The 26,948-nt window shown below is 71.5% G+C and carries 25 protein-coding genes and 2 pseudogenes; 15 read left to right on the top strand and 12 right to left on the bottom strand.

All coding sequences use genetic code 11. The annotated features are described in order from the left end of the window. Positions 1–116 precede the first annotated feature (116 nt). The 5 genes and pseudogenes from ACZ6I3_RS07010 to ACZ6I3_RS06990 all read left to right on the top strand — a co-directional run. A pseudogene (locus ACZ6I3_RS07010) lies at positions 117–254 on the top strand (ergothioneine biosynthesis glutamate--cysteine ligase EgtA); the annotation flags it as partial. Further along, positions 251–1,588: an ergothioneine biosynthesis protein EgtB gene (egtB, locus tag ACZ6I3_RS07005; RefSeq protein WP_469412395.1), complete on the top strand. Its 1,338-nt coding sequence runs from the start codon at positions 251–253 to the stop codon at positions 1,586–1,588. The pseudogene ACZ6I3_RS07010 and the gene egtB, both read left to right, overlap by 4 nt. Next, a complete protein-coding gene (gene egtC / locus ACZ6I3_RS07000; protein ID WP_469412393.1) occupies positions 1,588–2,415 on the top strand; it encodes an ergothioneine biosynthesis protein EgtC in 828 nt (275 codons plus the stop codon). The genes egtB and egtC overlap by 1 nt, the downstream gene beginning before the upstream one ends. Beyond that, on the top strand, positions 2,412–3,374 hold the full coding sequence (gene egtD / locus ACZ6I3_RS06995) for an L-histidine N(alpha)-methyltransferase (RefSeq protein ID WP_469412391.1): 963 nt from the start codon (positions 2,412–2,414) through the stop codon (positions 3,372–3,374). Before egtC ends, egtD begins: the two co-directional genes overlap by 4 nt. Before the next feature lie 132 nt (positions 3,375–3,506). Further along, on the top strand, positions 3,507–3,722 hold the full coding sequence (locus ACZ6I3_RS06990) for a dodecin (RefSeq protein WP_469412389.1): 216 nt from the start codon (positions 3,507–3,509) through the stop codon (positions 3,720–3,722). 13 nt (positions 3,723–3,735) lie between these two features. Here the strand turns inward: ACZ6I3_RS06990 and ACZ6I3_RS06985 are convergent, their stop codons facing one another. Beyond that, positions 3,736–4,230, bottom strand: a complete 495-nt coding sequence (locus tag ACZ6I3_RS06985) for a phosphatase domain-containing protein (protein WP_469412387.1) — start codon at positions 4,228–4,230, stop codon at positions 3,736–3,738. A gap of 115 nt (positions 4,231–4,345) precedes the next feature. Here ACZ6I3_RS06985 and ACZ6I3_RS06980 point away from each other — a divergent pair, with 115 nt between their 5' ends. The 6 genes and pseudogenes from ACZ6I3_RS06980 to ACZ6I3_RS06955 all read left to right on the top strand — a co-directional run bounded on the left by ACZ6I3_RS06980 (position 4,346) and on the right by ACZ6I3_RS06955 (position 11,591). Next, complete coding sequence (locus tag ACZ6I3_RS06980) at positions 4,346–5,554, top strand: right-handed parallel beta-helix repeat-containing protein (RefSeq protein ID WP_469412386.1); 1,209 nt, start codon at positions 4,346–4,348, stop codon at positions 5,552–5,554. Positions 5,555–5,622: 68 nt separating this feature from the next. Then, complete coding sequence (locus ACZ6I3_RS06975) at positions 5,623–6,303, top strand: DUF485 domain-containing protein (protein WP_469412384.1); 681 nt, start codon at positions 5,623–5,625, stop codon at positions 6,301–6,303. Continuing rightward, positions 6,300–7,894: pseudogene (locus tag ACZ6I3_RS06970) on the top strand (solute symporter family protein). Before ACZ6I3_RS06975 ends, ACZ6I3_RS06970 begins: the two are co-directional and overlap by 4 nt. 104 nt (positions 7,895–7,998) lie before the next feature. After that, complete coding sequence (gene rpmF, locus ACZ6I3_RS06965; protein ID WP_469412383.1) at positions 7,999–8,169, top strand: 50S ribosomal protein L32; 171 nt, start codon at positions 7,999–8,001, stop codon at positions 8,167–8,169. Between the two features lie 52 nt (positions 8,170–8,221). Continuing rightward, positions 8,222–9,220 (top strand): LLM class flavin-dependent oxidoreductase, encoded by a 999-nt coding sequence (locus tag ACZ6I3_RS06960; RefSeq protein ID WP_469412381.1) that lies wholly within the window; start codon positions 8,222–8,224, stop codon positions 9,218–9,220. A gap of 10 nt (positions 9,221–9,230) precedes the next feature. Beyond that, complete coding sequence (locus ACZ6I3_RS06955; RefSeq protein WP_469412379.1) at positions 9,231–11,591, top strand: ATP-binding cassette domain-containing protein; 2,361 nt, start codon at positions 9,231–9,233, stop codon at positions 11,589–11,591. A 4-nt stretch (positions 11,592–11,595) separates the two neighbouring features. Here the strand turns inward: ACZ6I3_RS06955 and ACZ6I3_RS06950 are convergent, their stop codons facing one another. From ACZ6I3_RS06950 to ACZ6I3_RS06925, 6 genes are all read right to left on the bottom strand, one after another. After that, entirely contained in the window at positions 11,596–12,771 is a 1,176-nt protein-coding gene (locus ACZ6I3_RS06950) for an alanine--tRNA ligase-related protein (protein WP_469412377.1), read from the bottom strand. Between the two features lie 115 nt (positions 12,772–12,886). Beyond that, positions 12,887–13,819: a lysophospholipid acyltransferase family protein gene (locus ACZ6I3_RS06945; RefSeq protein WP_469412500.1), complete on the bottom strand. Its 933-nt coding sequence runs from the start codon at positions 13,817–13,819 to the stop codon at positions 12,887–12,889. Then, the gene (locus tag ACZ6I3_RS06940) at positions 13,819–14,586 is read right to left on the bottom strand and encodes a GNAT family N-acetyltransferase (RefSeq protein WP_469412376.1); all 768 of its coding nucleotides are present in this window, start codon (positions 14,584–14,586) and stop codon (positions 13,819–13,821) included. Before ACZ6I3_RS06940 ends, ACZ6I3_RS06945 begins: the two co-directional genes overlap by 1 nt. Before the next feature lie 186 nt (positions 14,587–14,772). Beyond that, the gene (locus tag ACZ6I3_RS06935; RefSeq protein WP_469412374.1) at positions 14,773–15,522 is read right to left on the bottom strand and encodes a succinate dehydrogenase/fumarate reductase iron-sulfur subunit; all 750 of its coding nucleotides are present in this window, start codon (positions 15,520–15,522) and stop codon (positions 14,773–14,775) included. Next, positions 15,519–17,468 carry a fumarate reductase/succinate dehydrogenase flavoprotein subunit gene (locus ACZ6I3_RS06930; protein WP_469412372.1) on the bottom strand — a complete coding sequence of 650 codons (1,950 nt, stop codon included), beginning with the start codon at positions 17,466–17,468 and terminating at the stop codon, positions 15,519–15,521. Before ACZ6I3_RS06930 ends, ACZ6I3_RS06935 begins: the two co-directional genes overlap by 4 nt. A gap of 2 nt (positions 17,469–17,470) precedes the next feature. Continuing rightward, positions 17,471–18,142: a succinate dehydrogenase gene (locus tag ACZ6I3_RS06925; protein WP_469412497.1), complete on the bottom strand. Its 672-nt coding sequence runs from the start codon at positions 18,140–18,142 to the stop codon at positions 17,471–17,473. Positions 18,143–18,260: 118 nt separating this feature from the next. Between ACZ6I3_RS06925 and ACZ6I3_RS06920 the strand changes: the two genes are divergently transcribed. After that, positions 18,261–19,145, top strand: a complete 885-nt coding sequence (locus ACZ6I3_RS06920) for a LysR family transcriptional regulator (RefSeq protein WP_469412370.1) — start codon at positions 18,261–18,263, stop codon at positions 19,143–19,145. Between the two features lie 125 nt (positions 19,146–19,270). Here the strand turns inward: ACZ6I3_RS06920 and ACZ6I3_RS06915 are convergent, their stop codons facing one another. The 4 genes from ACZ6I3_RS06915 to ACZ6I3_RS06900 form a co-directional block, all read right to left on the bottom strand. Continuing rightward, positions 19,271–21,415, bottom strand: coding sequence for a putative bifunctional diguanylate cyclase/phosphodiesterase (locus tag ACZ6I3_RS06915; RefSeq protein WP_469412368.1), 2,145 nt, complete (start codon positions 21,413–21,415; stop codon positions 19,271–19,273). After that, positions 21,412–22,224 (bottom strand): SAM-dependent methyltransferase, encoded by an 813-nt coding sequence (locus tag ACZ6I3_RS06910; protein ID WP_469412366.1) that lies wholly within the window; start codon positions 22,222–22,224, stop codon positions 21,412–21,414. Before ACZ6I3_RS06910 ends, ACZ6I3_RS06915 begins: the two co-directional genes overlap by 4 nt. A gap of 333 nt (positions 22,225–22,557) precedes the next feature. After that, positions 22,558–23,556 carry an SCO0930 family lipoprotein gene (locus ACZ6I3_RS06905; RefSeq protein ID WP_469412364.1) on the bottom strand — a complete coding sequence of 333 codons (999 nt, stop codon included), beginning with the start codon at positions 23,554–23,556 and terminating at the stop codon, positions 22,558–22,560. 315 nt (positions 23,557–23,871) lie between these two features. After that, the gene (locus tag ACZ6I3_RS06900; protein WP_469412362.1) at positions 23,872–24,321 is read right to left on the bottom strand and encodes a hypothetical protein; all 450 of its coding nucleotides are present in this window, start codon (positions 24,319–24,321) and stop codon (positions 23,872–23,874) included. Between the two features lie 28 nt (positions 24,322–24,349). On the opposite strand from ACZ6I3_RS06900, the gene ACZ6I3_RS06895 reads away from it, so the two are divergent. The 3 genes from ACZ6I3_RS06895 to ACZ6I3_RS06885 all read left to right on the top strand — a co-directional run bounded on the left by ACZ6I3_RS06895 (position 24,350) and on the right by ACZ6I3_RS06885 (position 26,052). Then, positions 24,350–24,481, top strand: coding sequence for a hypothetical protein (locus ACZ6I3_RS06895; protein WP_267913587.1), 132 nt, complete (start codon positions 24,350–24,352; stop codon positions 24,479–24,481). A 24-nt stretch (positions 24,482–24,505) separates the two neighbouring features. Then, on the top strand, positions 24,506–25,270 hold the full coding sequence (locus ACZ6I3_RS06890; protein WP_469412360.1) for a bestrophin-like domain: 765 nt from the start codon (positions 24,506–24,508) through the stop codon (positions 25,268–25,270). Between the two features lie 221 nt (positions 25,271–25,491). After that, positions 25,492–26,052, top strand: coding sequence for a hypothetical protein (locus tag ACZ6I3_RS06885; protein WP_468186150.1), 561 nt, complete (start codon positions 25,492–25,494; stop codon positions 26,050–26,052). Between the two features lie 72 nt (positions 26,053–26,124). Here the strand turns inward: ACZ6I3_RS06885 and ACZ6I3_RS06880 are convergent, their stop codons facing one another. Then, positions 26,125–26,610, bottom strand: a complete 486-nt coding sequence (locus tag ACZ6I3_RS06880) for a hypothetical protein (protein ID WP_469412358.1) — start codon at positions 26,608–26,610, stop codon at positions 26,125–26,127. Positions 26,611–26,948: the final 338 nt, after the last annotated feature.

The raw sequence follows: 26,948 nt of genomic DNA, 5'->3' as shown, positions 1-26,948 counted from the left end.
CGCCGAAAAGCCTGTTGTGGCTTGATGGGGCTCGAGGGGGATTGGCTGACGCAGAACGGGGGGGGGGGGCTGGAATGTGCTTCACGACTGCGCGGGTCGCGTGGCACCGGGTCTTCGCCGACCCGGAGGTCATGGAAGCCGTCGCAGCCCATCTGGACCGCTATGTCGTCCGGGGCCGCTGCCCCGCCGACGACCTGCTCGACCGACAGCGCGGTACGGACGGCCGCGCCCACGGGAAGGACATCCGCCCATGACCGACACCGATCCCGCCGTCGACGCCGATGCCGTCGACCCCGAGATTCTCCGCGAGCGCGCCGTCGCCTCGCTGGTCGTCGCCCGCGACCGCACCACCCTGCTGACGAGCTGTGTCGAGGAGCCCGACCTGACCGCGCAGCACTCGCCGCTGATGTCGCCGCTGGTCTGGGACCTGGCGCACATCGGCAACCAGGAGGAGCAGTGGCTGCTGCGGGCCGTCGCCGGGCAGGAGGCGATACGGCCCGAGATCGACAGCCTCTACGACGCCTTCGAGCACCCGCGGGCCGAGCGGCCGAAGCTGCCCCTGCTGTCGCCCGGGGAGGCCCGCACCTACGCGGCCGACGTCCGCGGCCGGGCCCTGGACGTGCTGGAGGGGGCCGCGTTCCACGGGACGCGGCTGACGGAGGCCGGGTTCGCCTTCGGGATGATCGCGCAGCACGAACAGCAGCACGACGAGACCATGCTGATCACGCATCAGCTGCGCAGGGGCCCGCAGGCCCTGACCGCGCCCGACCCGGAACCGGTGCCGCTGTTCACCGGCCCGTCCGAAGTCCTGGTCCCGGGCGGCCCGTTCACGATGGGCACCTCCGGCGAACCGTGGGCCCTGGACAACGAGCGTCCCGCGCACCGGCGCGAGGTCGCGCCGTTCCACATCGACACCACGCCGGTGACGAACGGCGCGTACCAGGCGTTCATCGAGGACGGCGGCTACGACGACCCGCGCTGGTGGACCACGGACGGCTGGGCCCACATCCGCCGGAACTCCATCGCCCACCCGCTGTACTGGCGGCGGGACGGCAGGCAATGGCTGCGCCGGCGCTTCGGCCTCACCGAGGTGGTAGCGCCCGACGAGCCGGTGCTGCACGTGTGCTGGTACGAGGCCGACGCCTACGCCCGCTGGGCCGGACGCCGGCTGCCCACCGAGGCCGAGTGGGAGAAGGCGGCCCGGTACGACCCGGCCGGCGACCGTTCCATGCGCTACCCGTGGGGTGACGCGGACCCGGGGCCCGAGCACGCCAACCTCGGCCAGCGGCACCTGCGTCCGGCACCGGCCGGGAGCTATCCGGCCGGCGAGTCCCCGCTCGGCGTACGGCAGTTGATCGGCGACGTGTGGGAGTGGACGGCGAGCGACTTCCTGCCGTACCCGGGGTTCAAGGCGTTCCCGTACAAGGAGTACTCGGAAGTCTTCTTCGGGCCCGACTACAAGGTGCTGCGCGGCGGTGCGTTCGCCGTGGACGCGGTGGCCTGCCGGGGCACGTTCCGCAACTGGGACCATCCGATCCGGCGGCAGATCTTCTCCGGGTTCCGCACGGCCCGCTCGGAGGAGGTCTGATGTGCCGGCATGTGGCGTACGTGGGGCCGCGGGAGCCGCTCGGGCGGCTCCTGGTGGATCCTCCGCACGGCCTGTACCGGCAGTCGTGGGCGCCCCGGCGGCAGCGGTACGGGACGGTCAACGCCGACGGTTTCGGCGTCGGCTGGTACGCCGAGGGTGACCCGGTGCCGGCGCGCTACCGCCGGGCCGGGCCGATCTGGGCGGACCTGTCGTTCGCCGATCTCGCCCGGGTCGTACGGACGAACGCGCTGCTCGCGGCGGTGCGGGACGCGACCCTGTCGGGCGCCGACGCGGAGGCCGCGGCGGCACCGTTCGCCGCGGGGACCTGGCTGTTCAGCCACAACGGCGCGGTCAAGGGCTGGCCCGGCTCGCTCGCCCCGGCCTCCCGGAGCCTGCCGCCCGAGGACCTGCTGTCGCTGGAGGCCCGCAACGACTCGGCGCTCGTGTGGGCGCTGGTGCTGGCCCGGCTGCGCGGCGGTGACGAGGAGGGCCAGGCGATGGCCGACACCGTCCTGGAGGTCGCCGCCGCGGCCCCCGGCTCCCGGCTGAACCTCCTGCTCACCAACGGCGACACCATCACCGCGACCACCTGGGGCGACTCCCTCTGGTACCTCACCCGACCGGGCGGCGGCACGGTCGTGGCCTCCGAGCCCTACGACGACGATCCGCACTGGCAGGAGGTCCCGGACCGCACCCTCCTCGCGGCGAGCGGCACGGACGTGCTGCTCACACCGCTGAAGGAGCCGGCCGACCCCCTCGTCCCCTCCCCCACTCTCGGCTCCGCTCGAGCGGGGGGACCCCCATCCCCGAAGGAGCCCCTTACGTGAGCCCGTTCCGCCTCACCCGCACCCTTCCCGAGGACTCCACGGACGCCGCGCTGCGCGCCGACGTCCACCGAGGTCTCACCGGCACCCCGAAGACGCTGCCGCCGAAGTGGTTCTACGACGCGCACGGCAGCGACCTGTTCGAGAAGATCACCGACCTGCCCGAGTACTACCCGACGCGCGCCGAGCGGGAGATCCTGCTCGCGCGCTCCGGCGACATCGCCGCGGCGACCCGGGCCCGCACCCTGGTCGAACTCGGTTCCGGCTCCTCCGAGAAGACGCGGCACCTGCTCGACGCCCTCACGGAGCTGCACACCTACGTCCCCGTCGACGTCAGCGAGAGCGCCCTCACCCAGGCCGGGCAGGCGCTCGCCGCCGAGCGGCCGGGGCTCGACGTGCACGCGCTGATCGCCGACTTCACCGCGGAACTGGCGCTGCCGGACACGCCGGGGCCCCGGCTGGTGGCGTTCCTCGGCGGCACGATCGGCAATCTGCTGCCCGCCGAGCGTGCCGCGTTCCTGTCGTCCGTGCGGGGCATGCTCGCCCCGGGCGACGCCCTGCTGATGGGCACGGACCTGGTCAAGGACGAGGAGGTGCTGGTCCGGGCGTACGACGACGGGGCCGGGGTGACGGCCGCGTTCAACAAGAACGTGCTCACCGTGATCAACCGTGAGCTCGGCGCCGATTTCGAGGCCGCCGCCTTCGACCACCTGGCCGTCTGGGACGCCGGGCACGAGTGGATCGAGATGCGGCTGCGCTCCCGTACGGCGCAGACGGTCAAGGTGCCGGCGCTCGACCTCGCCGTCGACTTCGCGGCGGGCGAGGAGCTGCGGACCGAGGTGTCGGCGAAGTTCCGCCAGGAGGGTGTGCGGACCGAACTGTCGGCGGCGGGGCTGGACCTGGCGCACTGGTGGACGGACGGTGCGGGCCGGTTCGCGCTGTCGCTGAGCATGGCGCGCTGACGCCCGGCGAGCGATGTCTCGCGCTTCGCCGCCGTGTGGGGCACGGTGGAGTGACGCGTGGCACATCCGTCCCAGGACGTCACCGCGAGTCACTGAAATTCGGCATAAGTTCAGCGGAAAAGGAGCAGCGGCATGTCGAACCACACCTACCGGGTCACGGAGATCGTCGGGACCTCGCCCGAGGGCGTCGACGCGGCCATCCGCAACGGCGTCGGCCGGGCCTCGCAGACGCTGCGCAATCTGGACTGGTTCGAGGTGACCCAGGTGCGCGGCCAGCTCGAGGACGGGCAGATCGCGCACTGGCAGGTGGGGCTCAAGGTGGGCTTCCGGCTGGAGGAGGGCGAGTAGCCGGAAGCGTGTCTCAGGTCCGGCCTTCCCGCTCCTGAGCCGCCTTCAGCTCGGCGGACCGGGCGGCCCAGTCGGCCCGGACGACGGTGAAGCCTGCGCGCCGGGCGTCCTCGCAGACCAGTTCGTCGTCGTCCACGAGGACGCGGATCTCACGCGTGCGGGCGAGCCGTCGCAGGATCTCCAGCTTGGTGACCCGGGCGGGCCTGCGGTCGGCGTTCGTCCGCATGTGGACGCGCCCTTCGGGCAGCCCTTGGGCGGCCAGCCAGTCGAGCGTGTCGCGCCGGCAGCGCTCGGGCCGGCCGGTGAGGTAGACGATCTCGCACTCCCGCGCGCTCTGCCGGACCATCGCGATGCCCTCGGAGAGCGGCGGGTCCTGCGGGGCCGCCGCGAAGAACCCGTCCCAGTCACGGGGCCTGCGCTCCAGGAACCGCTGCCGGTGCGCGGTGTCGGCAAGGGTGTTGTCCAGGTCGAACACGGCCAGCGGGGTCCTGCTGCGATCATCACTCACACCGCCCAGCCTAGGCCGTGCCGGCCCGCCCCTGCTTCCCGTCGTCGCCCGGCAACCTTCGTCGCCCGGGCGGCCACTGTTCTGCGACATCAAGCAGGCAGAGACGGGAGGCCGTATGCGCAACACGAGGATCTGGTCGGCGGCGGTGACGGGGGCGGCGCTGGCCATGGCGCTGGGCGGTCCGGCGGGGCCGGCGGTGGCCGCGGGCACGACCCTGGTGGTGGCGCCGAACGGGGACGACTCCGCTCCCGGCACGCTCGCCCGGCCGTTGAAGACCATCCAGCGGGCGGTGGACCTGGCGAAGCCCGGCGACAGCGTCAGCGTGCGCGGCGGGACGTACGCCCTCACGGACAACATCACCGTCACCAACTCGGGGACCGCGTCCCAGCCCATCACCCTCGCCGCCCACCCGGGCGAGCGTGTGGTCGTCGACGGCGAGAGACTGCCCGCGAGCCACACCCCGGTCGGCGGCAGCATCCCGCGTGCCGAGCGCGGGGCGATCCACATGGAGGCGTCGCACTGGCGGATCTCGGATCTGGAGATCGTCAACGGCCCGTACGGAATCTACTGCGACGGCTGCGACGGCAACGTCTTCTCGCGTCTGAGCACGCACGACAACTACGAGTCCGGCTTCCAGCTCCAGGGCGCCTCCAGCGGCAACCAGATCCTGAACCTGGACAGTTACGGTAACCGCGACCCGCGCAAGAACGGGGAGAGTGCCGACGGCCTGGCCGTCAAGGAGGGCTCCGGCACGGGCAACGTGGTGCGCGGCGCCCGGCTGTGGAACAACGTCGACGACGGGTTCGACGCCTGGGAGTTCGCCTCCCCGGTGACGATCGAGAACACGGTGGCGTACGGCAACGGATTCAACCGCTGGAACTTCCCCGACTTCGCGGGCGACGGCAACGGCTTCAAGCTCGGCGGCGGCAGCCCTGCCCCGGCGGTGGGCCACACCGTACGCAACAGTGTCTCCTTCAAGAACGCGAAGCACGGCTTGACCGACAACGGCAACCCCGGCTCTCTGGCCCTGAGCCGCAATTCCACGTACGGCAACGCCGGTACGGGTTTCGACGCCGACGTCTCGGGCGGGACCGCCCGGCTCACCGGCAACCTCTCCGTCGCGGACCAGCGCGCGGCAGCAGTCGGGGCGAAGACGGTCGCCAGCGGCAACTCCTGGAACATCGGCGGCACATGGAACGCCTCCTCGGTGCTGAGCACCGACCCGGGTCCGCTCACCGGCCCCCGGGCGGCGGACGGCTCGCTGCCGAAGGCGCCGGCGTTCCTCGTCCCACGGTCCGACGCCGCCGTAGGCGCCCGTTTCTGATCCGGCGCGTTTGAGACAGCCCGGCCGGACAAACGGTCCGGACTATTCGCTGGGGATGTGAACGAGCCATGACCACAAGTCAATTGACCATCACAGTTGATGACTCAAGCACGGCACTGACATACTCCCCGTGGCCGTCCCCGCGATTCCGGACAGCGAGTTTCCCGGTTTCACGAGCCCCCCCCACAGAGCCCGCACCCCCTCACCGTGTCCGGCGTCCCTCCACCCTGCTCGAAAGCCGGACGCGACACTTCCCCGACGGGGTCGAGTGCGGGGCACGAAGCAGCGAAGAAGGTGCGCCTGTGCCCGAATTCCCACCCCGGCGGGAAGACACTCCCACATTTCCGCTTCCGCACATCGAACACACACCGCCGTCTCGTATATCCGACCATCCCGAATTCCACTCACTGCGTCGCACGCAGCGCCGGTTCGGCATCCGGGCGACGATCCTCTCCGCCGGCGGATTCCTGCTGTATGTACTCCTGTCGAGTTTTGTTCCGGGGGTGATGAACCAGCCGCTGTTCGGCCACCTCACGATCGGACTCACCCTCGGCCTCGGGCAGTTCGTCATCATGGGCGTGACCGCCTGGTGCTATGTCCGGCACATGCGCGGCCGGGTCGATCCGCTCGCTCGCGGCCTCAGGTCCCGTCAGTACGAGAACGACAACCGCCACGCCCGTTCGGCCACGGCGCCGCAGCGGGCCGGCCAGCCCCTCCAGCACGGCACGAGGGGGTTCCGCACGTGGTGACGACCGCCGCCGCCATCGACGACAGCAGCCTGCAGCTGACCTTCGTCCTGTTTCTGACCGTGGTCGTGATCACCCTGTTCACGGCGCTGCTGACGGCCCCTCAGCGCGACGAGATCAGCGAGTTCTACCTCGGCAACCGCACCATGTCGCCGTTGCGCAACGGCCTGGCCATGTGCGGCGACTACCTGTCCGCCGCCACCCTGCTGGGCAGCACCGGACTGGTCGCCCTGACCGGCTACGACGGCCTGATGTACCTCGGCGGCACCACCGTCGCCTGGATGATGGTGCTGCTGCTGATCGCCGAACCCCTGCACCGCACAGGGAAGTTCACGCTGGGCGACACGGTGGCGCTGCGCCTGCCCCGGCAGCAGCGGCCGGTACGGGTCGCCCTCGCGGTCTGCATCCTGGCCATCACGACGCTCTACCTGGTGGCCCAACTCGTCGGCAGCGTCGCGCTGTTGACGCAGTTCACCGGAGCGCCGAGCGCCACCACCCGCACCCTGTGCGTGGCCGTGATCGGTACGTTCGTGATCCTCTACGCCTCCCTCGGCGGTATGCCCGGTGCCACGGTCATCCAGATCATCAAGGCCGTGATGCTGGTGGTGGGCGTGCTGTTCACCGCAGGCCTGGTGCTGCACCACTTCGACTGGAACCCCAACGCGCTGCTGGAGCGGGCGGCCGAACGCAGCGGCACGGGCCTGCAGTTCCTGGAACCGGGCCTGCGCTACGGCGGGACCGTCAGCAACAAGCTGGACTTCTTCAGCCTCGAACTGGCCATCGTCCTCGGCCTCGCCGCCCTCCCGCACGTGCTGATGCGGCTGCTCGCCCCGCGCAGGAGCGGCGTGCTGCGCTCCTCCGTCCTGTGGGCCGTCGGCCTGGTCGGCGCGGTCTGCTTCGGGGCCGGCATCCTCGGCCTCGGCGCCACCGCGCTCCTCGGCCGGGACACCATCGAGAACACGGACCGCACCGGCAACGCCTCCGTCCTGCTGCTAGCCCACGAACTGGGCGGCAGTGTGCTCACCGCGCTGCTGACCTGCCTGGCCTATCTGACCCTGCTCGCCGTGGCGGTGGGCCTCACCCTGGCCGCGGCCTCGTCCCTCGCGCACGACCTGTACAGCGAGGTGATCCGCAAGGGCCAGGCCAGTGAGACGGAGGAACTGACCGTGGCCCGGCTGTCCGGCGCGGTCATCGGCATCCTCGGCATCCTGCTGGCCCTCGTCGCCTGGGGGGCAATGCCGCGACGCTCGCGTTCCTCGCCTTCGCCATCGCGGCGTCCGCGATCCTGCCGACGATCATCTACACCCTCTTCTGGCGGCGCTTCACCGCGAAGGGAGCGCTGCTCAGCCTCTACGGCGGCCTGGCCACCTCCGTTCTGCTCGCCGTGTTCTCCCCCGTCGTCTCCTCCGCCCCGGCCTCCTTCTACCCCGACGTCGACTTCGCGTGGTTCCCGCTCCAGAACCCGGGCATCGTCTCCATCCCCGCGGGCTTCCTGCTGGGCTGGCTCGGCACGGTGACGGACAAGGGCCCGGCCGAGGATGCCGCCGCGCACGAGGAGTTCGAGGTGCGGATGCTGGTGGGCGCCGACGACTGACGCACACCAGGGGCACCGGCGGCCGGACACCGGGGACGCACATTGTTAATGGGATCCATTTTCATGTAGCGTCCTCGGTGCCCGTCCACCGAGGAGGAGTCCCCATGGCAGTCCCGAAGCGGAAGATGTCCCGCAGCAACACCCGCCACCGCCGCGCCCAGTGGAAGGCGACCACCCCGACACTGGTCCCGGTCACCGTCGACGGCGCCCGCCACCTCGTACCGCAGAACCTGGTCAAGGCCTACGAGCGCGGGCTGCTGCGTCCCGAGGGCTGACCTCCCGGCCGGGCGCCGGGAATGCCGGGGCCGCTCAGACGTTGAACCCCGTGTGAGTTCCCTGATCGCCTCCACCCGCTTCTCCGTCCTCGACCGCTCCCGCACCCGCGAGGGCCACACCCACCCCGAGGCGCTGCGGGACACCGTGCGGCTGGCCGGGGAGCTGGAGCGGCTCGGGTACCACCGGGTGTGGGTGTCGGAGCATCACGGCGTTCCCGGGGTCGCCGGGTCCGCGCCGACCGTGCTGGCCGCCGCCGTCGCCGCCGCGACCCGGACGATCCGGGTGGGTACCGGCGGGGTGATGCTGCCCAATCACCGGCCGCTGATCGTGGCCGAGCAGTTCGGGGTGCTGGAGTCGCTGTTCCCCGGGCGGATCGACATGGGCCTGGGCCGGTCCGTCGGCTTCACGGACGGGGTGCGCAGGGCCCTGGGCCGTGACAAGGACGACGCCGAGGACTTCGAGGCCCAGCTGCGGGAACTGCTCGGCTGGTTCCGGGGCGCCTCCCCCACCGGAGTCCATGCCCGGCCCTCCGAAGGACTGACCGTGCCGCCGTTCGTCCTGGCCATGGGCGAGGGCGCCGGGATCGCCGCCCGCGCGGGCCTGCCCATGGTCATCGGCGATCTCAGGAACCGGGAGAAGATGCGGCGCGGCATCGACCACTACCGCGACCACTTCCGCCCCTCCGCCTGGGCGCCGGAGCCGTACGTCGTCATCTCGGGCACGATCGCCGTGGCCGCCACTCCCGAGGAGGCCCGGCGGCTGCTCGTCCCGGAGGCCTGGGCGATGGCGTACTCCCGTACCCACGGCACCTTCCCTCCCCTGCCGCCCGCCGAGCGCGTCGAGGCGCTCACCATGACGGCCAAGGAGCGCGGCTTCTACGAGTCCGGGCTCACCGGCCATGTCGCCGGCACCGAGGAGCAGGTCGCCGACGAGCTGGAGACGGTACTGAAGGAGACCGGGGCGCAGGAGGTCCTGGTCACCACCAGCACGTACGACCGCGAGGCCCTGCTGGACTCCTACCGGCGGCTGGCCGCGATCACCTCCGGTTAGAGTCCTGCTCATGCACGCCCCCCACACCCCCCACGACCCTTACGTCCGTGTCCGCGGCGCCCGCGAGCACAACCTCCAGGGCGTCGACGTCGACATCCCCCGGGACGTGCTGGCCGTGTTCACCGGCGTGTCGGGCTCGGGGAAGTCGTCCCTGGCGTTCGGCACGATCTACGCGGAGGCCCAGCGGCGCTACTTCGAGTCGGTCGCCCCGTACGCGCGCCGGCTGATCCACCAGGTCGGCGCGCCGAAGGTCGGGGAGATCACCGGTCTGCCGCCGGCCGTCTCGCTCCAGCAGCGCCGCGCCGCCCCCACCTCGCGCTCCTCCGTCGGCACCGTCACCAACCTCTCGAACTCCCTGCGCATGCTGTTCTCCCGGGCCGGCACCTACCCGCCGGGCGCCGTGCGCCTCGACTCCGACGCGTTCTCGCCCAACACGGCGGCCGGGGCCTGCCCGGAGTGCCACGGGCTCGGGCAAGTGCACCGTACGAGTGAGGAGTTGCTGGTCCCCGACCCGTCGCTGTCGATCCGCGAGGGCGCGATCGCCGCGTGGCCGGGCGCCTGGCAGGGCAAGAACCTGCGGGACATCCTCGACGCGCTCGGCCACGACGTGGAGCGGCCGTGGCGGGAGCTGCCCGCCGCGGACCGGGAGTGGATCCTGTTCACGGACGAGCAGCCGGTGGTCACCGTGCACCCGGTGCGGGACGCGGACCGCATCCAGCGGCCGTACCAGGGCACGTACATGAGCGCCCGGCGGTACGTGATGAAGACCTTCTCGGACTCCAAGAGCCCGACCCTGCGGACGAAGGCCGAACGGTTCCTGGCCAGTGCGCCCTGCCCGGCCTGCGGCGGGAGCCGGCTGCGTCCCGAGTCGCTCGCCGTGACGTTCGGCGGCCGGACCATCGCCGAGCTGGCGGCGCTGCCGCTGGTGGAGCTGGCCGCCGGTCTCGACGCGACATCGGAGACCGCCCGGGTCCTCACCGCCGACCTGACGTCCCGGATCGCACCGGTCGTCGAGCTGGGCCTCGGCTACCTCAGCCTCGACCGGCCCACCCCCACCCTCTCCACCGGCGAACTGCAGCGCCTGCGCCTCGCCACTCAGCTGCGCTCGGGCCTGTTCGGCGTCGTCTACGTCCTCGACGAGCCGTCGGCCGGGCTGCACCCGGCGGACACCGAGGCGCTGCTCACGGTGCTGGAGCGGCTGAAGACGGCAGGGAACTCGGTGTTCGTGGTGGAGCACCACCTCGATGTCGTACGCGGCGCCGACTGGCTGGTGGACGTGGGCCCCGACGCGGGCGAGCACGGCGGGCGGGTGCTGCACAGCGGCCCGGTGGCGGAGCTGGCCGCCGTCGAGGAGTCGGCGACGGCACGCTACCTGTTCGACCGCTCCCCCGCTCCGGCCCGGGAGATCCGCGAACCGGGCGGCTGGCTGACAACCGGCCCGGTCACCCGGCACAACCTGCGCGGCGTGACCGCGGACTTCCCGCTCGGCGTGTTCACCGCGGTCACCGGGGTGTCCGGCTCCGGCAAGTCCACGCTCATCGGCGAGATCACCGAGGACGCGGCTGGCACGGCGGGGGTGGGCCGGCTGGTCTCGGTCGACCAGAAGCCGATCGGGCGCACCCCGCGCTCGAACCTCGCGACCTACACCGGACTCTTCGACGTGGTGCGCAAGGTGTTCGCGGCCACCGACGGGGCGCGCGAACGGGGCTTCGGAGTCGGCCGGTTCTCCTTCAACGTGGCGGGCGGACGCTGTGAGACCTGCCAGGGCGAGGGCTTCGTCAGCGTGGAGCTGCTGTTCCTGCCGAGCACGTACGCGCCCTGCCCGGACTGCGGCGGGGCCCGGTACAACCCCGAGACGCGGGAAGTGACGTACCGGGGGCGGGACATCGCGCAGGTGCTGGACCTGACGGTGGAGAGCGCGGCGGAGTTCTTCGCGGACACCCCGGCCGTGGCCCGCAGCCTCGGCACCCTGCTGGACGTGGGCCTCGGCTATCTGCGCCTCGGCCAGCCCGCGACCGAACTCTCCGGCGGCGAGGCGCAGCGCATCAAGCTGGCGAGCGAGTTGCAGCGCGGCCGGCGCGGCCACACGCTCTACCTCCTCGACGAGCCGACCACCGGTCTCCACCCGGCCGACGTGGACGTGCTGATGCGCCAGTTGCACGGCCTGGTCGACGCCGGGAACACCGTGATCGTCGTCGAGCACGACATGTCCGTCGTCGCGCGCGCGGACTGGGTGATCGACCTCGGCCCGGGCGGCGGCGACGCGGGCGGCCGGATCGTGGCGGCCGGCCCGCCCGCGGAGGTGGCCCGAGCACAGCCGAGCGCCACGGCACGCTATCTGGGCCGGGCGCTCGGCCGGGAGCGGCCGTAGCCCGTCAGCGGGCGGCGAGCAGACCGGCGACGAGGTCCCGGGGCAGTCCGTGGGTGTCGTGGAGGTAGTCGTAGTCCTCCTCGCTGAGCGGTCTCCGGTACTCGGGCCGGGACAGCAGACGGCTTCCCCGTTCGAGGAGCCTGCCGAACCGCTGTTCCTCGTCGAGGACGACCTCCCTGACGAGGTCCCGGCCGACGGACTGGCGGAAGTGGTCGACGGTGTGCTCGATCAGCTCCGGGGGCAGGTCGGCGAGAGTGCGGGAGGCATCGCCACGCCCGAGCGTGGTGAGGAGACGGCGGATCAGCCGGCGCAGGACGTAGCCGCGGCCGGTGTTCGACGGCCGTACACCGTCGCCGAGCACGACGATGCCGGCGCGCAGGTGGTCGCTGACCAGGCGGGTGGCCGGGCCGTCCAGGTCCCACAGCGAGGGCACGGTCCGCATCCACGGTTCGAAGAGGTCCGTGTCGTAGACCGACCGGCGCCCTTGCAGGACGGCGACGAGGCGTTCCAGGCCCATGCCCGTGTCGACTCCGGGCTGCCGCAGGGGGACGAGAGTGCCGTCGGCCTGACGCTCGTAGCGCATGTGGACGTGGTTCCAGAGTTCCGTCCAGCGGGCGTCGGTGCCCGGGCTGCCCTGGGGCGGGGTGCCGGGCTCGCCGGTCCAGACGAAGATCTCCGAGTCGGGGCCGCACGGGCCGGCCGGGCCGTTGGACCACCAGTTCTCCTCCCCGGCCCGTTCCACCGGCAGCCCCAGCTCCTCCCAGACGCGCAACGATTCGGTGTCGGGGCCGACCTGGTCGGATCCACCGAAGACCGTGACGTGCAGGCGTTCTCGCGGGATGCCGAATCCGTCGCGCAGTAGTTCGTACCCCCAGCGGAGGGACTGGGCGTGGTCGTAGTCGCCCAGTGACCAGGAGCCGAGCATCTCGAACACCGTCAGATGCGTGGTGTCGCCGATCTCGTCCAGGTCGGTGGTGCGCAGACAGCGCTGGAGGTTGACCAGCCGCCGCCCCTGGGGATGCGGGCGGCCCATCAGATACGGCGTGAGGGGCTGCATGCCGGCCGTCGTGAACAGCACCGGGTCCGAGGGCGGGGGCAGCAGCGTCCTGCCCGTGATCAGCCGGTGCCCGCGCTCACGGAAGAAGTCGTTGAACGTCTGTACGGTCCGGTCGGTGTCCATGGCGGTCTCCTTGAGGTCGGGGGGACCGGAGCGAACCGCGCGAGGGGGGCCGGAGGGTACGGAAGTACGGGGGTCCTGGCGGTCCGTTTCCGGCCGCCGGGAAGGTATGACGAGGTCAGGCGTCGGCAGCCGGTGAGCTGGTCGCTCGCGCGGCTGCGGCTTCGGTGCGCTTGATGACCTCCATGGATCCGACGGTAACAGCGGGCGCGGGGGCCGTCGCGGGGTTTTTCGTGGCGCCGTACGGCCGGGTCACCAGCGCGGCGTGGGTCCAGGGCGGCTCGGCGGGCCCGGTCGGCTGGGCGGCGCGGGCGAGCGAGCGCCGGTCGGGGTGGGCGCCCGGGGGTATGACGTCCTGGACGTCCACGTCGGCCACCAGTCCGCGTGCCGACACCACACGCCAGACCGAGGCCGGCAGCGTGTCGTCACCGACGAAGGCGGGCGCGGTGCTCGTGGGCCCGCCGGCGACCCGGTACCGCAGGTGCACCGGCTGGACGGCGGCCCCCGCGTCCAGGGCGGCCTGGAAGACGGCTCGGCGGAAGACCCCCTGGGAGCGGCCGCACCAGGTGCTGCCCTCGGGGAAGACCCCGACGGCCCGGCCGTCGCGCAGCACCTCGGCGATCCGGGCGACGGTGCCCGGCAGGGCCCGCAGCCGGTCCCTGTCGATGAACAGGACGCCGCCGCGCGCGACCAGGGGCCCGGCGACGGGCCACCGCCGCACCTCGGTCTTGGCCAGCATCCGGGCGGGGCGTACGGCGGCGAGCAGCGGGATGTCCAGCCAGGAGATGTGGTTGGCGACCAGCAGCAGGGGGCCGGTGGGGGCGGCGGCGCCGGTGATGCGGACCTGGACCCCTGCGGCCCGCACGATCCACCGGCACCACCGCCGGACCAGGGACGCCGGCAGCCGTGCGCCGAACGGCGTCAGCGCGATCCCGGCGAGGACGAGCAGGACAACCGCGGTGAGCCGCAGCACGGCCCACGGCACGGCCCTCGCCACCGGCTCGACACAGGTCCGGGGCGTACAGGGCGCGAGGGGCAGCCAGGCGCTCATCACGCCGGCACGAGGGAGAGGAAGTGCCGCAGGTAGCGCGAGTTGACCCGGCTCATCGGCAGCAGCACGTACAGGTCGGCGACGCCGAAGTCCGGGTCGTGGGCCGGTTCGCCGCACACCCAGGCGCCGAGGCGCAGGTAGCCGCGGAGCAGGGCGGGCAGTTCGACGCGGGCGGCGGGCGCGGGACCCGGGACCCACGGCAGCAGCGGCTGGACGCGGTACTCCAGCGGCGACAGGTGCTTGTCGCTCACCCGGTCCCAGGTGGCGGAGGCGAGGGCGCCGCCGTCGGCCAGCGGGATGGAGCAGCAGCCGGCGAGCCACTCGTGGCCGCGGTCGACCATGTAGCGGGCGATGCCGGCCCAGATGAGGCTGATGACCGCGCCGTCGCGGTGGTCGGGGTGCACGCAGGAGCGGCCGACCTCGACGAGTTCAGGCCGGATCCCGCCGAGGGACGTCAGATCGAACTCGCTCTCGGAGTACAGCCGCCCGGCGACCGCCGCGCGCTCCGGCGGCAGCAGCCGGTAGGTGCCGACGACCTGGCCGGTCGTCTCCTCACGGACGAGCAGGTGGTCGCAGTACGCGTCGAACGAGTCGACGTCGAGGCCCGGCTGCGGGCCGTTCAGCAGGGCGCCCAGCTCCCCCGCGAAGACGTCGTGCCGAAGCCGCTGCGCGGCACGCACGTCCTCTTCGTTCCGGGCGAGGGAGACGGTGTAGCGGGTGGGGGCCGTGGGCTGCGCGGGGCGGTCGACGGTCAGTACGCCGGTCATGGCTCTCTCCTGGTCACGGGCCGGAGGCGGCGAGCGGTGCCGCCGCCCACTGTTGTGCCCATGCCGCCTGACCACCGAGTAACCACTGCCAGGATCGCGGATGCCAGGAGATTGAATGCCAGAAGTGCGTGCCCCTCAGGGGCGCGGGGAACTGCGCGCCCGGCCACAGAAGCCCGCACCCGGAATCTACCGCTTGCCCACCCTCCGAGTGGCCCGCAGCCACTCCTTGTTCATGCTGGTGATGGACATGAGGGGAATTCCCTTGGGACAGGCGGTGGCGCACTCCCCGGTGAGGGTGCAGCCGCCGAAGCCCTCCTCGTCCATCTGCTCCACCATGTCCAGCACCCGCGTCTCCCGCTCGGGCGCCCCCTGCGGCAGCACATTCAGATGGTTGACCTTGGCGGACGTGAACAGCATCGCCGCCCCGTTGGGACAGGCCGCCACACACGCCCCGCAGCCGATGCACTCCGCGTGCTCGAACGCGAGGTCGGCGTCCGGCTTCGGCACCGGCGTGGCATGCGCCTCCGGGGCCGCACCCGTCGGCGCGGTGATGTAGCCGCCGGCCTGGATGATCCGGTCGAAGGCGGACCGGTCCACGACCAGGTCCTTGATGACCGGGAAGGCGGACGCCCGCCACGGCTCGATGTCGATCGTGTCGCCGTCCTCGAAGGACCGCATGTGCAACTGGCAGGTCGTGGTGCGTTCCGGCCCGTGCGCGTCCCCGTTGATCACGAGCGAACAGGCACCGCAGATGCCCTCGCGGCAGTCGTGGTCGAAGGCCACGGGGTCCTCACCCCGCAGGATGAGCTCCTCGTTGAGCGTGTCGAGCATCTCGAGGAAGGACATGTCGGGCGAGATGTCGTCCACCTCGTACGTGGACATCGTGCCGTCGGCGTCGGCGTTCCGCTGCCGCCAGACGCGCAGGGTGAGCTTCATGCGTAGCTCCGCTGAGTGGGGTGGACGTACTCGAAGGCCAGGTCTTCCCTGTGCAGGGCCGGAGCCTCGCCGGTGCCGGTGAACTCCCAGGCGGCCGCGTACCCGAACTCCTCGTCCTTGCGGGCGGCCTCGCCGTCGGGCGTCTGGGACTCCTCGCGGAAGTGGCCGCCGCAGGACTCGGCGCGGTGCAGCGCGTCGAGGCACATCAGCTCGGCCAGCTCCAGGTAGTCGACGACGCGGTTGGCCTTCTCCAGCGACTGGTTGAACTCCTCGCCGGTGCCGGGCACCTTGACGCGCCGCCAGAACTCCTCGCGGATCTGCGGGATGCGCTCCAGTGCCTTGCGCAGTCCGGCATCGGTGCGGGCCATGCCGCAGAACTCCCACATGAGTTCGCCGACCTCGCGGTGGAAGGAGTCGGGGGTGCGGTCGCCGTCGACGGACAGCAGCAGGTGGAGCCGGTCCTGGGTCTCGGCGAGCACCTCCTGGACGTCAGGGTGTTCGTCGGTCACCGCGTCGTGGTGCGGGTTGCGGGCCAGGTAGTCGTTGATGGTCGCCGGGAGGACGAAGTAGCCGTCGGCCAGGCCCTGCATCAGCGCGGAGGCGCCGAGCCGGTTGGCCCCGTGGTCGGAGAAGTTGGCCTCGCCGATCGCGAACAGTCCGGGGACGGTGGTCTGGAGGTCGTAGTCCACCCACAGGCCGCCCATCGTGTAGTGCACGGCGGGGTAGATCCGCATCGGCACCCGGTACGGATCCTCGTCGGTGATCCGCTGGTACATGTCGAAGAGGTTGCCGTACCTGGCCTCGACGGCCTTGCGGCCCATCCGGGCGATCGCGTCGGCGAAGTCCAGGTAGACGCCCTGGCCGCCGGGCCCGACGCCCCTGCCCTCGTCGCAGACGTTCTTCGCGGCACGGGAGGCGATGTCACGCGGCACGAGGTTGCCGAAGGACGGATAGATGCGCTCCAGGTAGTAGTCGCGCTCGTCCTCGGGGATCTCGGCCGGTGGCCGCTGGTCGCCCTTCGCCCTCGGCACCCAGATACGCCCGTCGTTGCGCAGCGACTCGCTCATCAGCGTCAGCTTGGACTGGTGGTCGCCGGTGCGCGGGATGCAGGTGGGGTGGATCTGGGTGAAGCAGGGGTTGGCGAAGAGGGCGCCGCGCCGGTGGGCCCGCCAGACGGCGGTGGCGTTGGAGTTCATGGCGTTCGTCGACAGGTAGAAGACGTTGCCGTAGCCGCCGGAGGCCAGCACGACGGCATCGGCGAAGTACGTGTCGATCCTGCCCGTGATCAGGTCGCGGGCCACGATCCCGCGCGCCCGCCCGTCGACCACGATCAGGTCGAGCATCTCGGTCCGCGGACGCATCTCGATGTTGCCCGCCGCGATCTGCCGGCTGAGGGCCTGGTAGGCGCCGAGGAGGAGCTGCTGGCCCGTCTGGCCGCGGGCGTAGAACGTGCGGGAGACCTGTACCCCGCCGAAGGACCGGGTGTCGAGCAGCCCGCCGTACTCGCGGGCGAAGGGCACGCCCTGGGCCACGCACTGGTCGATGATCTCGACGGAGATCTGCGCGAGCCGGTGGACGTTGGACTCGCGCGCCCGGAAGTCGCCGCCCTTGACGGTGTCGTAGAACAGCCGGTGGATGGAGTCGCCGTCGTTGCGGTAGTTCTTCGCGGCGTTGATGCCGCCCTGCGCGGCGATGGAGTGGGCGCGGCGCGGGGAGTCCTGGTAGCAGAACTGGACGACGTGGTAGCCCTGTTCGGCGAGGGTGGCCCCGGCGGAGCCGCCGGCGAGGCCGGTGCCGACGACGATGACGGTGTGTTTGCGCCGGTTGGCGGGGTTGACGAGTCTGGCTTCGAACCGGCGCTTGTCCCAGCGCTCGTGGATCGGACCGGACGGGGCCTTGGTGTCGACGACCGGCTCACCGGTCGCGTAGTCGGCGTAGGAAGTCATCTTCAGCTCACCACTCCGGTCATGACGCCCACGGGTACGGCGATGAATCCGGCCGTGAGCAGCAGCGCGAGTACGTTGGCGACGGTCTTCAGGGCACGGTCGCGGCTGCGGCTGCCGGCGCCGAGGGTCTGGGCGGCGCTCCAGAAGCCGTGCCGGATGTGCAGGCCGAGCGCGAGCATCGCGACGATGTAGACGACGTTGCCGTACCAGGTGGAGAACGTGTCCACGACGTTCTGGTACGGACGGCCCTCCTGGAAGCCGCCGGGGTGCACGGTGCCGGTCGTCAGGTCCAGGACGTGCCAGACGATGAACAGCCCGAGGATGATGCCGCCCCAGCGCATGGTGCGCGTGGCGTAGGAGGCCCGCGGCTTCTTGTGCACGTACTTGCTCGGGCGCGCCTTGATGTCGCGGCGGCTGAGCTGGTACGCCGAGGTGGCGTGGGCGACGACGGCGACGAGGAGCACGACACGGATCAGCCAGAGTGTCCACTCGTAGTGCATGAACGGCTCACCGACGGTGCGCAGCCAGTGGCCGTAGGCGTTGAACTCGCCCGCGCCGAAGTAGATCTTCAGATTCCCGATCATGTGGGCGACCAGGTACAGCAGCATGATCAGCCCGCTGACCGCCATCACGGTCTTCTTGCCGAGGGTGGAGTCCCACACGGTGCGTGCCATGGACGGCCGTTTGTCCGTCCGCGTTGCCAGAGCCATGTCCAGCACGCTACGGACGCGCGGCCGATCGGTCCAAGACATGGTCCGGCTTGATTCCATAGGCCGGGGCTATCGTACGGGTATGCAGTTCCAGCAGCTCCAGTACTTCGTGGCCGTCGCCGAGACCCGGCACTTCACCCGGGCCGCCGATCTGGTCCATGTCGCGCAGCCGTCGTTGTCGCAGCAGATCAAGGCGCTGGAACGGGAGCTGGGAGCGGATCTGTTCCGGCGCGCCCGCGGCAACATCACACTCACGGACGCCGGAGAGGCGCTGCTGCCCCTGGCCCGGCGGATCCTGGCCGACGCGGACACGGCCCGGCACGAGGTGCAGGAGCTGGCGCAGCTGCGGCGGGGGCGGGTGCGGCTGGGGGCGACGCCGAGTGTGTGCACGGGTCTGCTGCCGGATGTGCTGCGCGCCTTCCATGATCGCTACCCGGGGATCCGGCTGCTGATCGAGGAGAGCGGCTCTCATGATCTGGTGCGGGAGCTGGCGCGTGGCGCCCTGGATCTGGCGCTGGTCGTGCTGCCTCTGCCGACGCCGTCGCCGGCGCTGACCACGGTGGAGCTGCTGCGGGAGGATCTTGTGGTCGTCTCGTCCCCTGATGCACCGAGGCCCGGGCAGGGCAAGCGGACCGTGCACGTCGCGGACCTGGAGGGTGAGCGCCTGGTGATGTTCCGGCACGGGTACGACCTGCGGGAGCTGACCGTGGCGGCGTGCCGGGCCGAGGGGTTCGAGCCCGACTTCGCCGTGGAGGGCGGGGAGATGGACGCCGTGCTGGGGTTTGTGCGGGCCGGGCTGGGGGTTGCCGTGGTGCCGCGGATGGTGGCGGCCAGGGCCGGGCGCGGGCTGCGGGTCACTCCGCTGGCCCGGCCCGGGCTGTATCGCACGATTGCGCTGGCTCACCGTAGTGATGTGGCTCCGCCTCGGGCCGCTCGGGAGTTGCAGCGGATGCTGCTTGAGCGGTGAGGCGGTCTGGCCCGGAGTGCCTTTCGGGGTGAGCGCCGTGGGGGTGTGCGGGAGCGTCGTGGTTGTTCGCGCAGTTCCCCGCGCCCCCAAAACGGGCAGTTCCCGCGCCCCTGGGGCGCTGCTCCCTAGCCCGTTGCGTCCACCAGGGCCAGTTGGTGCAGGCGCTCCGGGGGGCCCGGGCGGGCGTAGTACCAGCCCTGGGCCGTGTCGCAGCCCATCATGCGGAGTTGCTCGGCCTGGGCGCCTGTTTCCACGCCCTCGACCGTGACCGCGAGGTCCAGGCTGTGGGCCAGGGAGACGATTCCCTCGACGATCTTGAGGTCGACGGGGTCGGCCGGGAACTGCTGCATGCTCTGGGTGAAGGAGCGGTCCAGCTTCAGGATGCTGACCGGCAGTCGGCGCAGGTTGGCGAGGTTGGAGTAGCCCGTGCCGAAGTCGTCCAGGGCGATGTCGACGCCCATCTCCGCCAGCCGGCGCAACGGCTTCAGCAGATCGTCGTCCGCCCCGATCAGCGCGGACTCGGTGACCTCCAGGCAGAGCGCGTCCGGTTCGATGCCGGTGCGTTCCAGGATGTCGACGGTGTCCTGGACCAGACCGGGGTGGGTCAGCTGGCAGGGCGAGAGGTTGACGTTGATCCGCAGCGGGCCCACGGCCTCAGCGCCGCCCTGCAGTTCCCGCCACTCGCGGGCCTGCCGTACGGACTGTTCCAGGACCCAGCGGCCCAGCGGCACGATCAGCCCGGTGTGCTCGGCGAGCGGGATGAAGCGGTCCGGGCCGAGCACGCCGTGCTGCGGGTGCAGCCAGCGCACCAGGGCCTCGGCTCCCCGGACGCTGCCGTCGCCGAGGTGGACCAGCGGCTGGTACTCGATGAAGAACTCGCCCCGCTCCAGCGCGGTCGGCAGGGCGGTGGTCAGTCCGTGCCGGGTGATGGCGCGGGCGTCGGCCTCGGGGTCGGCGAGTTCGTAGCGGTTGCCGCCCGCCGACTTGGCCCGGTACATGGTGATGTCGGCGCTGCGCAGCACCTCCGCCGGGCTGCGCTCCCCGGCCGGGCCCTCGACGATGCCGATGCTGCCGCGCACGGTCAGCTCCCGGCCGTCGACGCTGACCGGCGCGAGCAGCGCGTTCATGATGCGGTCGGCGAGTTCGTCGACCTCGTGCTCGGTGTCGGCGCCGGTGGTCAGTGCCACGAACTCGTCGCCGCCGAGCCGCGCGACCATCTCGCCGGGCGCGGTGGCGCAGGACTGCAGCCGGTCGGCGATCTCCACCAGCAGCCGGTCGCCGGCCGCGTGGCCGAGGCTGTCGTTGATGGTCTTGAAGCCGTCGAGGTCGAGGTAGCAGAGCCCGAACCGCTGGCCTTCCCCGGCGCCCAGTGCCTTCTCCAGGCGCTCGAAGAAGAAGGTGCGGTTCGGCAGTCCGGTCAGCGCGTCGTGCGTGGCCTCGTAGCGCAGCCTCAGGTTGAGCAGCCGCCGCTCGGTGGTGTCCTCCATGAGGGCGAGCTGGTACTGCGGTTCGCCGTCGGCGTCGCGCAGCAGGGAGACCGTCAGATTGGTCCACAGGACCGTTCCGTCGGGGCGGTAGAACGCCTTCTCCAGGTGGTAGTGCTCGCGCTCGCCGCGTACGAGTTCGTCGTAGAGCCGCCAGGTCTGGGGCGCGTCGTCGGGGTGGGTCCACTCTCTGACGTTGCGGCTGCGCAAGGCGTGCTCGGAGATCCCGAACATACGCAGCAGCGCGCCGTTGACCTGCAGGATGTTGCCCTCCAGGTCGGCCATGCCAATGCCTATGGCCGCGCCCTCGAAGACCGCCCGGAACCGGGCCTCGCTCGCGTGCAGGGCCTGCGCCACCACGCCCTGCGCCTGGAGGGCGGCCTCGGCGATGGCCTCCTGCTCGGCCAGCGTCCGCTCGCGCAGCGCCCGGGCGAAGCCGGCGGACATCGCGTGCTGCAGTCGGGCGCAGCGCGCCCGCAGGTCCTCCTGGTCGCCGTCGCCGCCGCAGTACAGGACCAGGTAGGCGTCCACGCAGTCCAGCGTGTGGCTGAGCGCCTCGGGGTCGGTGCAGTGCGCGTCCACGAGGGCGGCGCCCACGGCCTTGCCCTCGTCGGAGTCGAAGGCCCGGGCCCGCAGCGCCTCGCTCAGCCGGCGGGCCAGCGGCAGCAGTTGCTCCTCGAACTCCTGGCGGGTCGACGACGTCGAGGTCACCGGGAAGACCGCCCGGCTCCAGATCGTCGCGAATCTGCGCAGTCTGTCCTCCGGCCCGTCCGGTTCCGCGATCACGCCGTACGCCCCACGCCCGCGAAGCCGGAGAACGCGTACGGATCCTCGTCCTCCGGTGTGGTGTCGGGCCGCCAGCGTGGCATCGCCACCAGTCCGGGTTCCACCATGTCGTACCCCTCGAAGAACCGCGCGATCTCCTCGCGCGAGCGCATGATCAGCGGGTTGCGGATCTCCTCGTACACGTCCACCGCGCCCCCGGCCCGCTCCGGCGGCAGCGGGATCCCCTCGTAGGAGGCGTGGGTGAGCACGAGCAGGCTGCCGGGCGCGAGCGCCTCCCGCAGCTCGGTCACCGCTCCGTACGGGTCGTCCTCGTCTTCCACGAAGTGAAGTATGGCAACGAGGAGCAGGGCCACTGGCTGATTCAGGTCGATCAGCCGCTCCACCTCGGGGCTGCTCAGGATGTCCTGGGGCTTGCGGAGATCCGCGGCGACGACTCCCGCGCCGTCGTTGCCCTCCAGGACCGCCTGGCTGTGTGCCACGGCCACCGGGTCGTGGTCGACGTACACCACGCGCGCGCCGGGGCGGGCGGCCTGGGCCACCTCGTGCACATTGCCGAAGGTGGGGATTCCGGAGCCGATGTCCAGGAACTGGGTGATGCCCTGGTCGGCCGCGTAGCGCACGGCGCGGCGCATGAACGCGCGGTTCGCCTGCATGATCTTGGGCAGTCCCGGCAGGAACTCCATGGCCCTGCGGGCCGCTTCCCGGTCGACCTCGAAGTTGTGCGATCCGCCCAGATAGAAGTCGTACATCCGGGAAACGCTGGGCACCGAGATGTCGATGCTCCGTGGGGCCCAGGCGGGACGCTCCATCTATCTCTCCAAGGCGTAGGCGATCCGGTGTTCGAGCAGAGGCTACTGATCGCCCGCCAATGGAGCGACCCGAAACGGAAATTGACCATCCGTTCCCGGTCACTGCCTGCGGCACGTGCCGAATTGATACCCGCCCGCATGCCCTTCGAACATATGACGAACAGTGTTCGAGGCATTCCGGAGAGTTCCGGTCCGGAAGGGGAAGAGTGCTGCGAATTCGATGAGTTCAGGTGAAGCACGGCAAAACGGTCCGCCCCTCCGTGAGTCACGGAGGGGCGGACCGGGTCGGCTCCGTCGGGTGACGCGAGGGTCAACCCTGGGGAGGTTTCTCTGCTATTCCGACGCGCCGACCAGCTTTCCGTCGGGGCGCACGGCGAACCAGGTGCCGCCGACACCCTGGCCGTTGGTGTCGCCCGCGGCCTTGTCGCCGGCGAAGGTGTAGATCGGCGAGCAGTTGATCGTCTGCTGCTTGCCCTTGCCGTCGGTCCGGTCGAAGATCATGTAGCCCTTCTCCTGGATGCCCTTGGTGTCGGCGAAGTCGACGGGCTCCACGAGCGGCCACTTCTTCAGGCACTCGCCGGTGCAGTTGGAGACCGGCTTGGGCCAGGCCTTGTCCTTCTTGAACCGGTAGACGGTCATGCCGTTCTTGTCGACGACGATCTCGCCGAGCTTGGGGTCCTCACGGGTGGACAGGCCGGCCTCCACCACGCCTTCGCCGCCGCCTGCGGCGCCCGCACCGCCCGCACCGCCCTCCTGCGCCTTCTTGCCGTCGGGGGCCAGCGCGTACCACTTGCCGCCCACACCCTGGCCCTTGACGTCACCGGCGTTGACGTCCTTGGCGTAGCGGTAGGCCGGCCAGCCGCCGACGGTCAGCTGCTTGGTGCCGTCGGCCCGGGTGACCGAGCCGAGCAGCGCCTTGTCGATGCCCTCGCCGGCCTCGGCGTCGTCCGCGGGGACCGGCGGCCAGGTCTTGGCGCAGTCGCCGTCGCAGTTCGACTTGGGCGGCTGCTCGGTGTCCTGGTCGAACCGGTACAGGGTGAGTCCGAGGCTGTCGGTCACCACCTTGCCGATCTCGTCGGCGGTGGAGACGGACAGCTTGCCCGCGGGGTTGGACGGGCTGGAAGCGCTCGGCACGGCGGCCGGGCTGCTCGCGGTGCCGCCCGCACCGGCGGTCCCGGAGCCGGCGCCGATGCTTCCGTAGTCCCCGGGCGCCGCCGTGGCACCCACGTTCTGACTGGCCGCCGGAGGGCTGTCCTGACCGCACGCCGTCGTCAGCGCCAGGACCGCCGCGGCGCTCGCCACGAGTGAGGCGCTCCGCCAGGAGGTCTTCATCGTCAACTCCCCATAATCGCAAGGGTGTTGCAGCGCCCTGCTGCGCCGCCGCACGGCCATGAATACGCACGGGAGCAGCGATTGTGTTCAACGGCCGGCCAAATTTCTTTCCGGAACCTGTGAGGAGCGCCGCCCGCGACCCGTGACGGGCGGCGGCCTTCGTCGCACAGACACGCGTGTCGAGCACACCGCGGGCGAGCGCCGGTCAAACCGACGGCACCCGGATATCCCTCTTTCGGGGCAATCCCCTTGCGCTCCGGCACGTCCCGGCGGAACAAGGCTCATGATCTTCGTCGTGTATGGACCCCTCTCGATTCAACCCGCCGTCGCCGTACGGGCCTTGGCGGTGGCGGCGCTGACCTGGGCGCTCGTCGGCGCACCGGGTTCAGAGGCGGTGGCCACCGCCTGCGCGTACGCCTCGACAGGGCCGGACGGCACGAAGGCGGTGGCGTACGCCGGGAGCAAGACCTGGCCGACCAAGCCGCCGTGCCCGACCCCCACACCGACGCCCACGCCCACTCCGACCCCGACGCCCACGCCGCCGAAGCCGACTCCGAGTCCGTCGCCGGACCCGACACCGACTCCGAGTCCGACGCCGACCCCGAGTCCGACGCCGAGTCCGAGTCCGAGTCCGAGTCGAACTCCGTCCCCGGACCCGACGTCACCGCCGCCGAGGCCGGCGCCCGAGCCGACCCGCAGGCCCGTGCCACTGCCGCCCTCTTCCCCGGCACCGGCACCGGCTCCCGCACCAGAACCGTCGGCCACACCGACGCCGCGTCCGTCCGCTTCCCCCGTGCACTACCCGCGGTATCGCGCCGCGCCGCCCCGGCCACGGCGGACGGGCAACGCGATGTCGCCGCTCACCTTCGTCCTGCTCGTCACGGTTCCCGCGGTGGTCGCCGTCGCCGCGCTGCGCGCGCGCTGATCCCTGAAGCCCTGGAGGTACCTCTTGCCGGAATGGCTTGTTCTCACCCTCGCGATGCTGGCCGCCTGCGCCGTGGTGGTCATCATCACCCTCGTACGCCACCGCACGGCGTCCGACGACGAGGACCCCAGTGAGACCCCGGACGTCATCGAGTACATGACGATGTGGATCGGCGTGGTGTACGCCATCGTCCTGGGCCTTGCGATCGCCGGTGTCTGGGAGGGGCGCAGCGCGGCCCAGGACCACGTCCAGGCCGAGGCCACGGCGCTGCACGAGATCTCGGAGCGGGTCCGGGTCTACCCGCCCGACGTACGCGACCGGATCCGGGGCGACATCGAGGCCTATGTGGGACACGTCGTCACCACCGAGTGGGACACCATGGCCGACGAGGGCCGGGTCACCGAGCGCGGCCACCGGCTCTTCGAGCGCGTCCGCCAGGACGTCACCGACTACGAGCCGAAGACGGACTTCCAGGCCCAGGCCTATCAGCCGCTCCTCGACCAGGTGACCGCGGCCAACCAGGCCCGGATCGCCCGGGCGGAGTCGACCGGGGAGACCATGCCGGGCGTGGTGTGGTTCGGGCTGATCGCGGGAGCCGTCGTCACCATCGGGATGATCTTCGCCCTGCAGATCCGCAGAACGACACGTGAAATGGTCCTCGCCGGGCTGTTCTCGGCGCTGATCGCCTTCCTGCTGTTCCTGATCTGGGACTTCGACTCGCCGTACAGCAGAGGCGTGACCGCGTCGGCGGACCCGTTCCTCAACCTCTTCCCGGGCGCCGGGGACTGACGGCGCCCGCACCACGGATCCGGGCCGGGGGCGCGCGACACGCCGTGGCCGTCCCCCGGCCGCCGTAGCGCGGTTCCCCCGGGCGGCCCACACGCATGCCCCATTCGCGCTACTGCGATCGCGCCACGGCGCACCCCTTCCTAGCGTTTCGGGCATCGAGGTGCATGTCTGACGTGAGCGGAACAGGTCCGCGGCTGCTCCTCGGGGACCCGGAGGTCACCATGCGCGCGATACGCGTCGCTTCGGCCGTACTGCTGGGCGCCGGCGCCCTCGCCTCCTGCATGCCGACCGCCTACGCGGCGGTACGGACCGATTTCGGCTTCGCTGTCGAGCCCTCCACCGTCGCGGCGGGCGAAAGGGTCACGCTGCGGGTGGTCCGCAACGCGGCGTGCCGGGGAGAGGCGGTGGTCTCCTCGCCGGTCTTCGACCTGGTGGCCATCCCGCCCAGGGAGTCGTCGGCGCGGGCCGTGGTCGACTGGGACGCCAAGCCCGGCGCCGTGTACGACGTGGAGTTCATCTGTGACGAGTCGAGCGGCACCGCGCGCCTGACCATCGCCGGCGGCCGTCCGACCCATCACCCCACGCACCAGCCGACGCACCACTCCCCGCACCACCCGGGGGAGCACCACCGCCACCCGTCGAAGGGCGCGCACGCGGGAGAGGGCGGCACCCTCGCGGGCTTCGACCTCAAGGAGATCGGCCTCGGCGCCGCGCTGATCGCCGGCGCGCTGGGGACGACGTACCACCTCGCACGCCGCCGCACCGACGAGGAGACCGGCTGACCGGCCCGGCGCGGATGCCGCCCGCGGGTCCTGGCTTCGCCCCGGGCCCTCAACGGATCCGGGGCGAAGAGGTCAGACGCGCCGCTCGGCCCGGCGGCGCATCCAGAACACGCCGCCGCCGACGGCCGCCGCCGTCACGAGGCCGCCGCCGATGGCCAGGTCGGTCGGTGTCGCACCGGTGGTGCTGCTGCCGCCGATGCCGCCGCGGACACCGCCGATGACGGTGAAGGCCTGCGGCTTGGTCAGGGTCCGGCTGTCGCACCTGACCGTGATGTCGTACGGACCCGGGCGGGCGTTGCTGTTGATCGTGGCGGTGCCCCTCGCCGTCTCGTTGGCGCCGCGGATGGGCGAGAGCCTGGTCGGCGAGAACGCGCTGGAGGTCGCGATGCCGCCGTTGCGGCAGCCGTCGACCGTGATGGTCAGCTGACCGCCGCGGGCGATCACGCTGGGCAGGGCGACGATGTTGCTCGGTCTGTCCCACGCGACGGCCGCGGGGGCGGAGAGCCCGAGGGCTGCGACCGCCGCGCCGGCGACCGCCAGGGCACGAGTGTTACGCATGTGAACCTCCGCGGAAGACGCCCCGGGACCCGTCCCCGGTCGATCGGCGAGAAAGCGCCTCCCAGAAAGACAGTCAGTTGCCTTGCCCGGAGTCGCATTTCGGGAATGGTCCGTCCTGGTGAGAGCGGATAGCGCGGGAAATCCACGCAATCGGATATCACCGCAGGTCACGGACCGTCAGAAATTTCCTCGGGGCGGCAACTCGGATGGCGCACCTGAAAGGGCCGGGCCATCCCTTGCGGGCCGGGGCCACCCGTTCGCCCCCGCCCCGTCGCCGGTTTCGTGCACGGCACTTAGCGTTCTGGTATGCGCGAAAGACACGGCGACGGCCGCGTCGA

It is taken from the genome of Streptomyces sp. NPDC041940 (genome assembly GCF_055589465.1).
The sequence above is the reverse complement of the archived record's forward strand: the minus strand, read 5'-3'. Positions and strand labels throughout refer to the sequence as shown.

Excerpts from the sequence above, each read along its gene's own strand:
- ACZ6I3_RS06990 (WP_469412389.1), top strand. The coding sequence starts at position 3,507 with ATGTCGAACCACACCTACCGGGTCACGGAGATCGTCGGGACCTCGCCC.
- ACZ6I3_RS06930 (WP_469412372.1), bottom strand. The coding sequence starts at position 17,468 with ATGACTTCCTACGCCGACTACGCGACCGGTGAGCCGGTCGTCGACACC.
- ACZ6I3_RS06935 (WP_469412374.1), bottom strand. The coding sequence starts at position 15,522 with ATGAAGCTCACCCTGCGCGTCTGGCGGCAGCGGAACGCCGACGCCGAC.
- ACZ6I3_RS06910 (WP_469412366.1), bottom strand. The coding sequence starts at position 22,224 with ATGGAGCGTCCCGCCTGGGCCCCACGGAGCATCGACATCTCGGTGCCC.
- ACZ6I3_RS06980 (WP_469412386.1), top strand. The coding sequence starts at position 4,346 with ATGCGCAACACGAGGATCTGGTCGGCGGCGGTGACGGGGGCGGCGCTG.
- egtC (WP_469412393.1), top strand. The coding sequence starts at position 1,588 with ATGTGCCGGCATGTGGCGTACGTGGGGCCGCGGGAGCCGCTCGGGCGG.
- egtB (WP_469412395.1), top strand. The coding sequence starts at position 251 with ATGACCGACACCGATCCCGCCGTCGACGCCGATGCCGTCGACCCCGAG.
- ACZ6I3_RS06950 (WP_469412377.1), bottom strand. The coding sequence starts at position 12,771 with ATGGACACCGACCGGACCGTACAGACGTTCAACGACTTCTTCCGTGAG.
- ACZ6I3_RS06955 (WP_469412379.1), top strand. The coding sequence starts at position 9,231 with ATGCACGCCCCCCACACCCCCCACGACCCTTACGTCCGTGTCCGCGGC.
- ACZ6I3_RS06905 (WP_469412364.1), bottom strand. The coding sequence starts at position 23,556 with ATGAAGACCTCCTGGCGGAGCGCCTCACTCGTGGCGAGCGCCGCGGCG.
- ACZ6I3_RS06975 (WP_469412384.1), top strand. The coding sequence starts at position 5,623 with ATGACCACAAGTCAATTGACCATCACAGTTGATGACTCAAGCACGGCA.
- ACZ6I3_RS06920 (WP_469412370.1), top strand. The coding sequence starts at position 18,261 with ATGCAGTTCCAGCAGCTCCAGTACTTCGTGGCCGTCGCCGAGACCCGG.
- ACZ6I3_RS06880 (WP_469412358.1), bottom strand. The coding sequence starts at position 26,610 with ATGCGTAACACTCGTGCCCTGGCGGTCGCCGGCGCGGCGGTCGCAGCC.
- ACZ6I3_RS06945 (WP_469412500.1), bottom strand. The coding sequence starts at position 13,819 with ATGAGCGCCTGGCTGCCCCTCGCGCCCTGTACGCCCCGGACCTGTGTC.
- rpmF (WP_469412383.1), top strand. The coding sequence starts at position 7,999 with ATGGCAGTCCCGAAGCGGAAGATGTCCCGCAGCAACACCCGCCACCGC.
- ACZ6I3_RS06885 (WP_468186150.1), top strand. The coding sequence starts at position 25,492 with ATGCGCGCGATACGCGTCGCTTCGGCCGTACTGCTGGGCGCCGGCGCC.
- ACZ6I3_RS06940 (WP_469412376.1), bottom strand. The coding sequence starts at position 14,586 with ATGACCGGCGTACTGACCGTCGACCGCCCCGCGCAGCCCACGGCCCCC.
- ACZ6I3_RS06925 (WP_469412497.1), bottom strand. The coding sequence starts at position 18,142 with ATGGCACGCACCGTGTGGGACTCCACCCTCGGCAAGAAGACCGTGATG.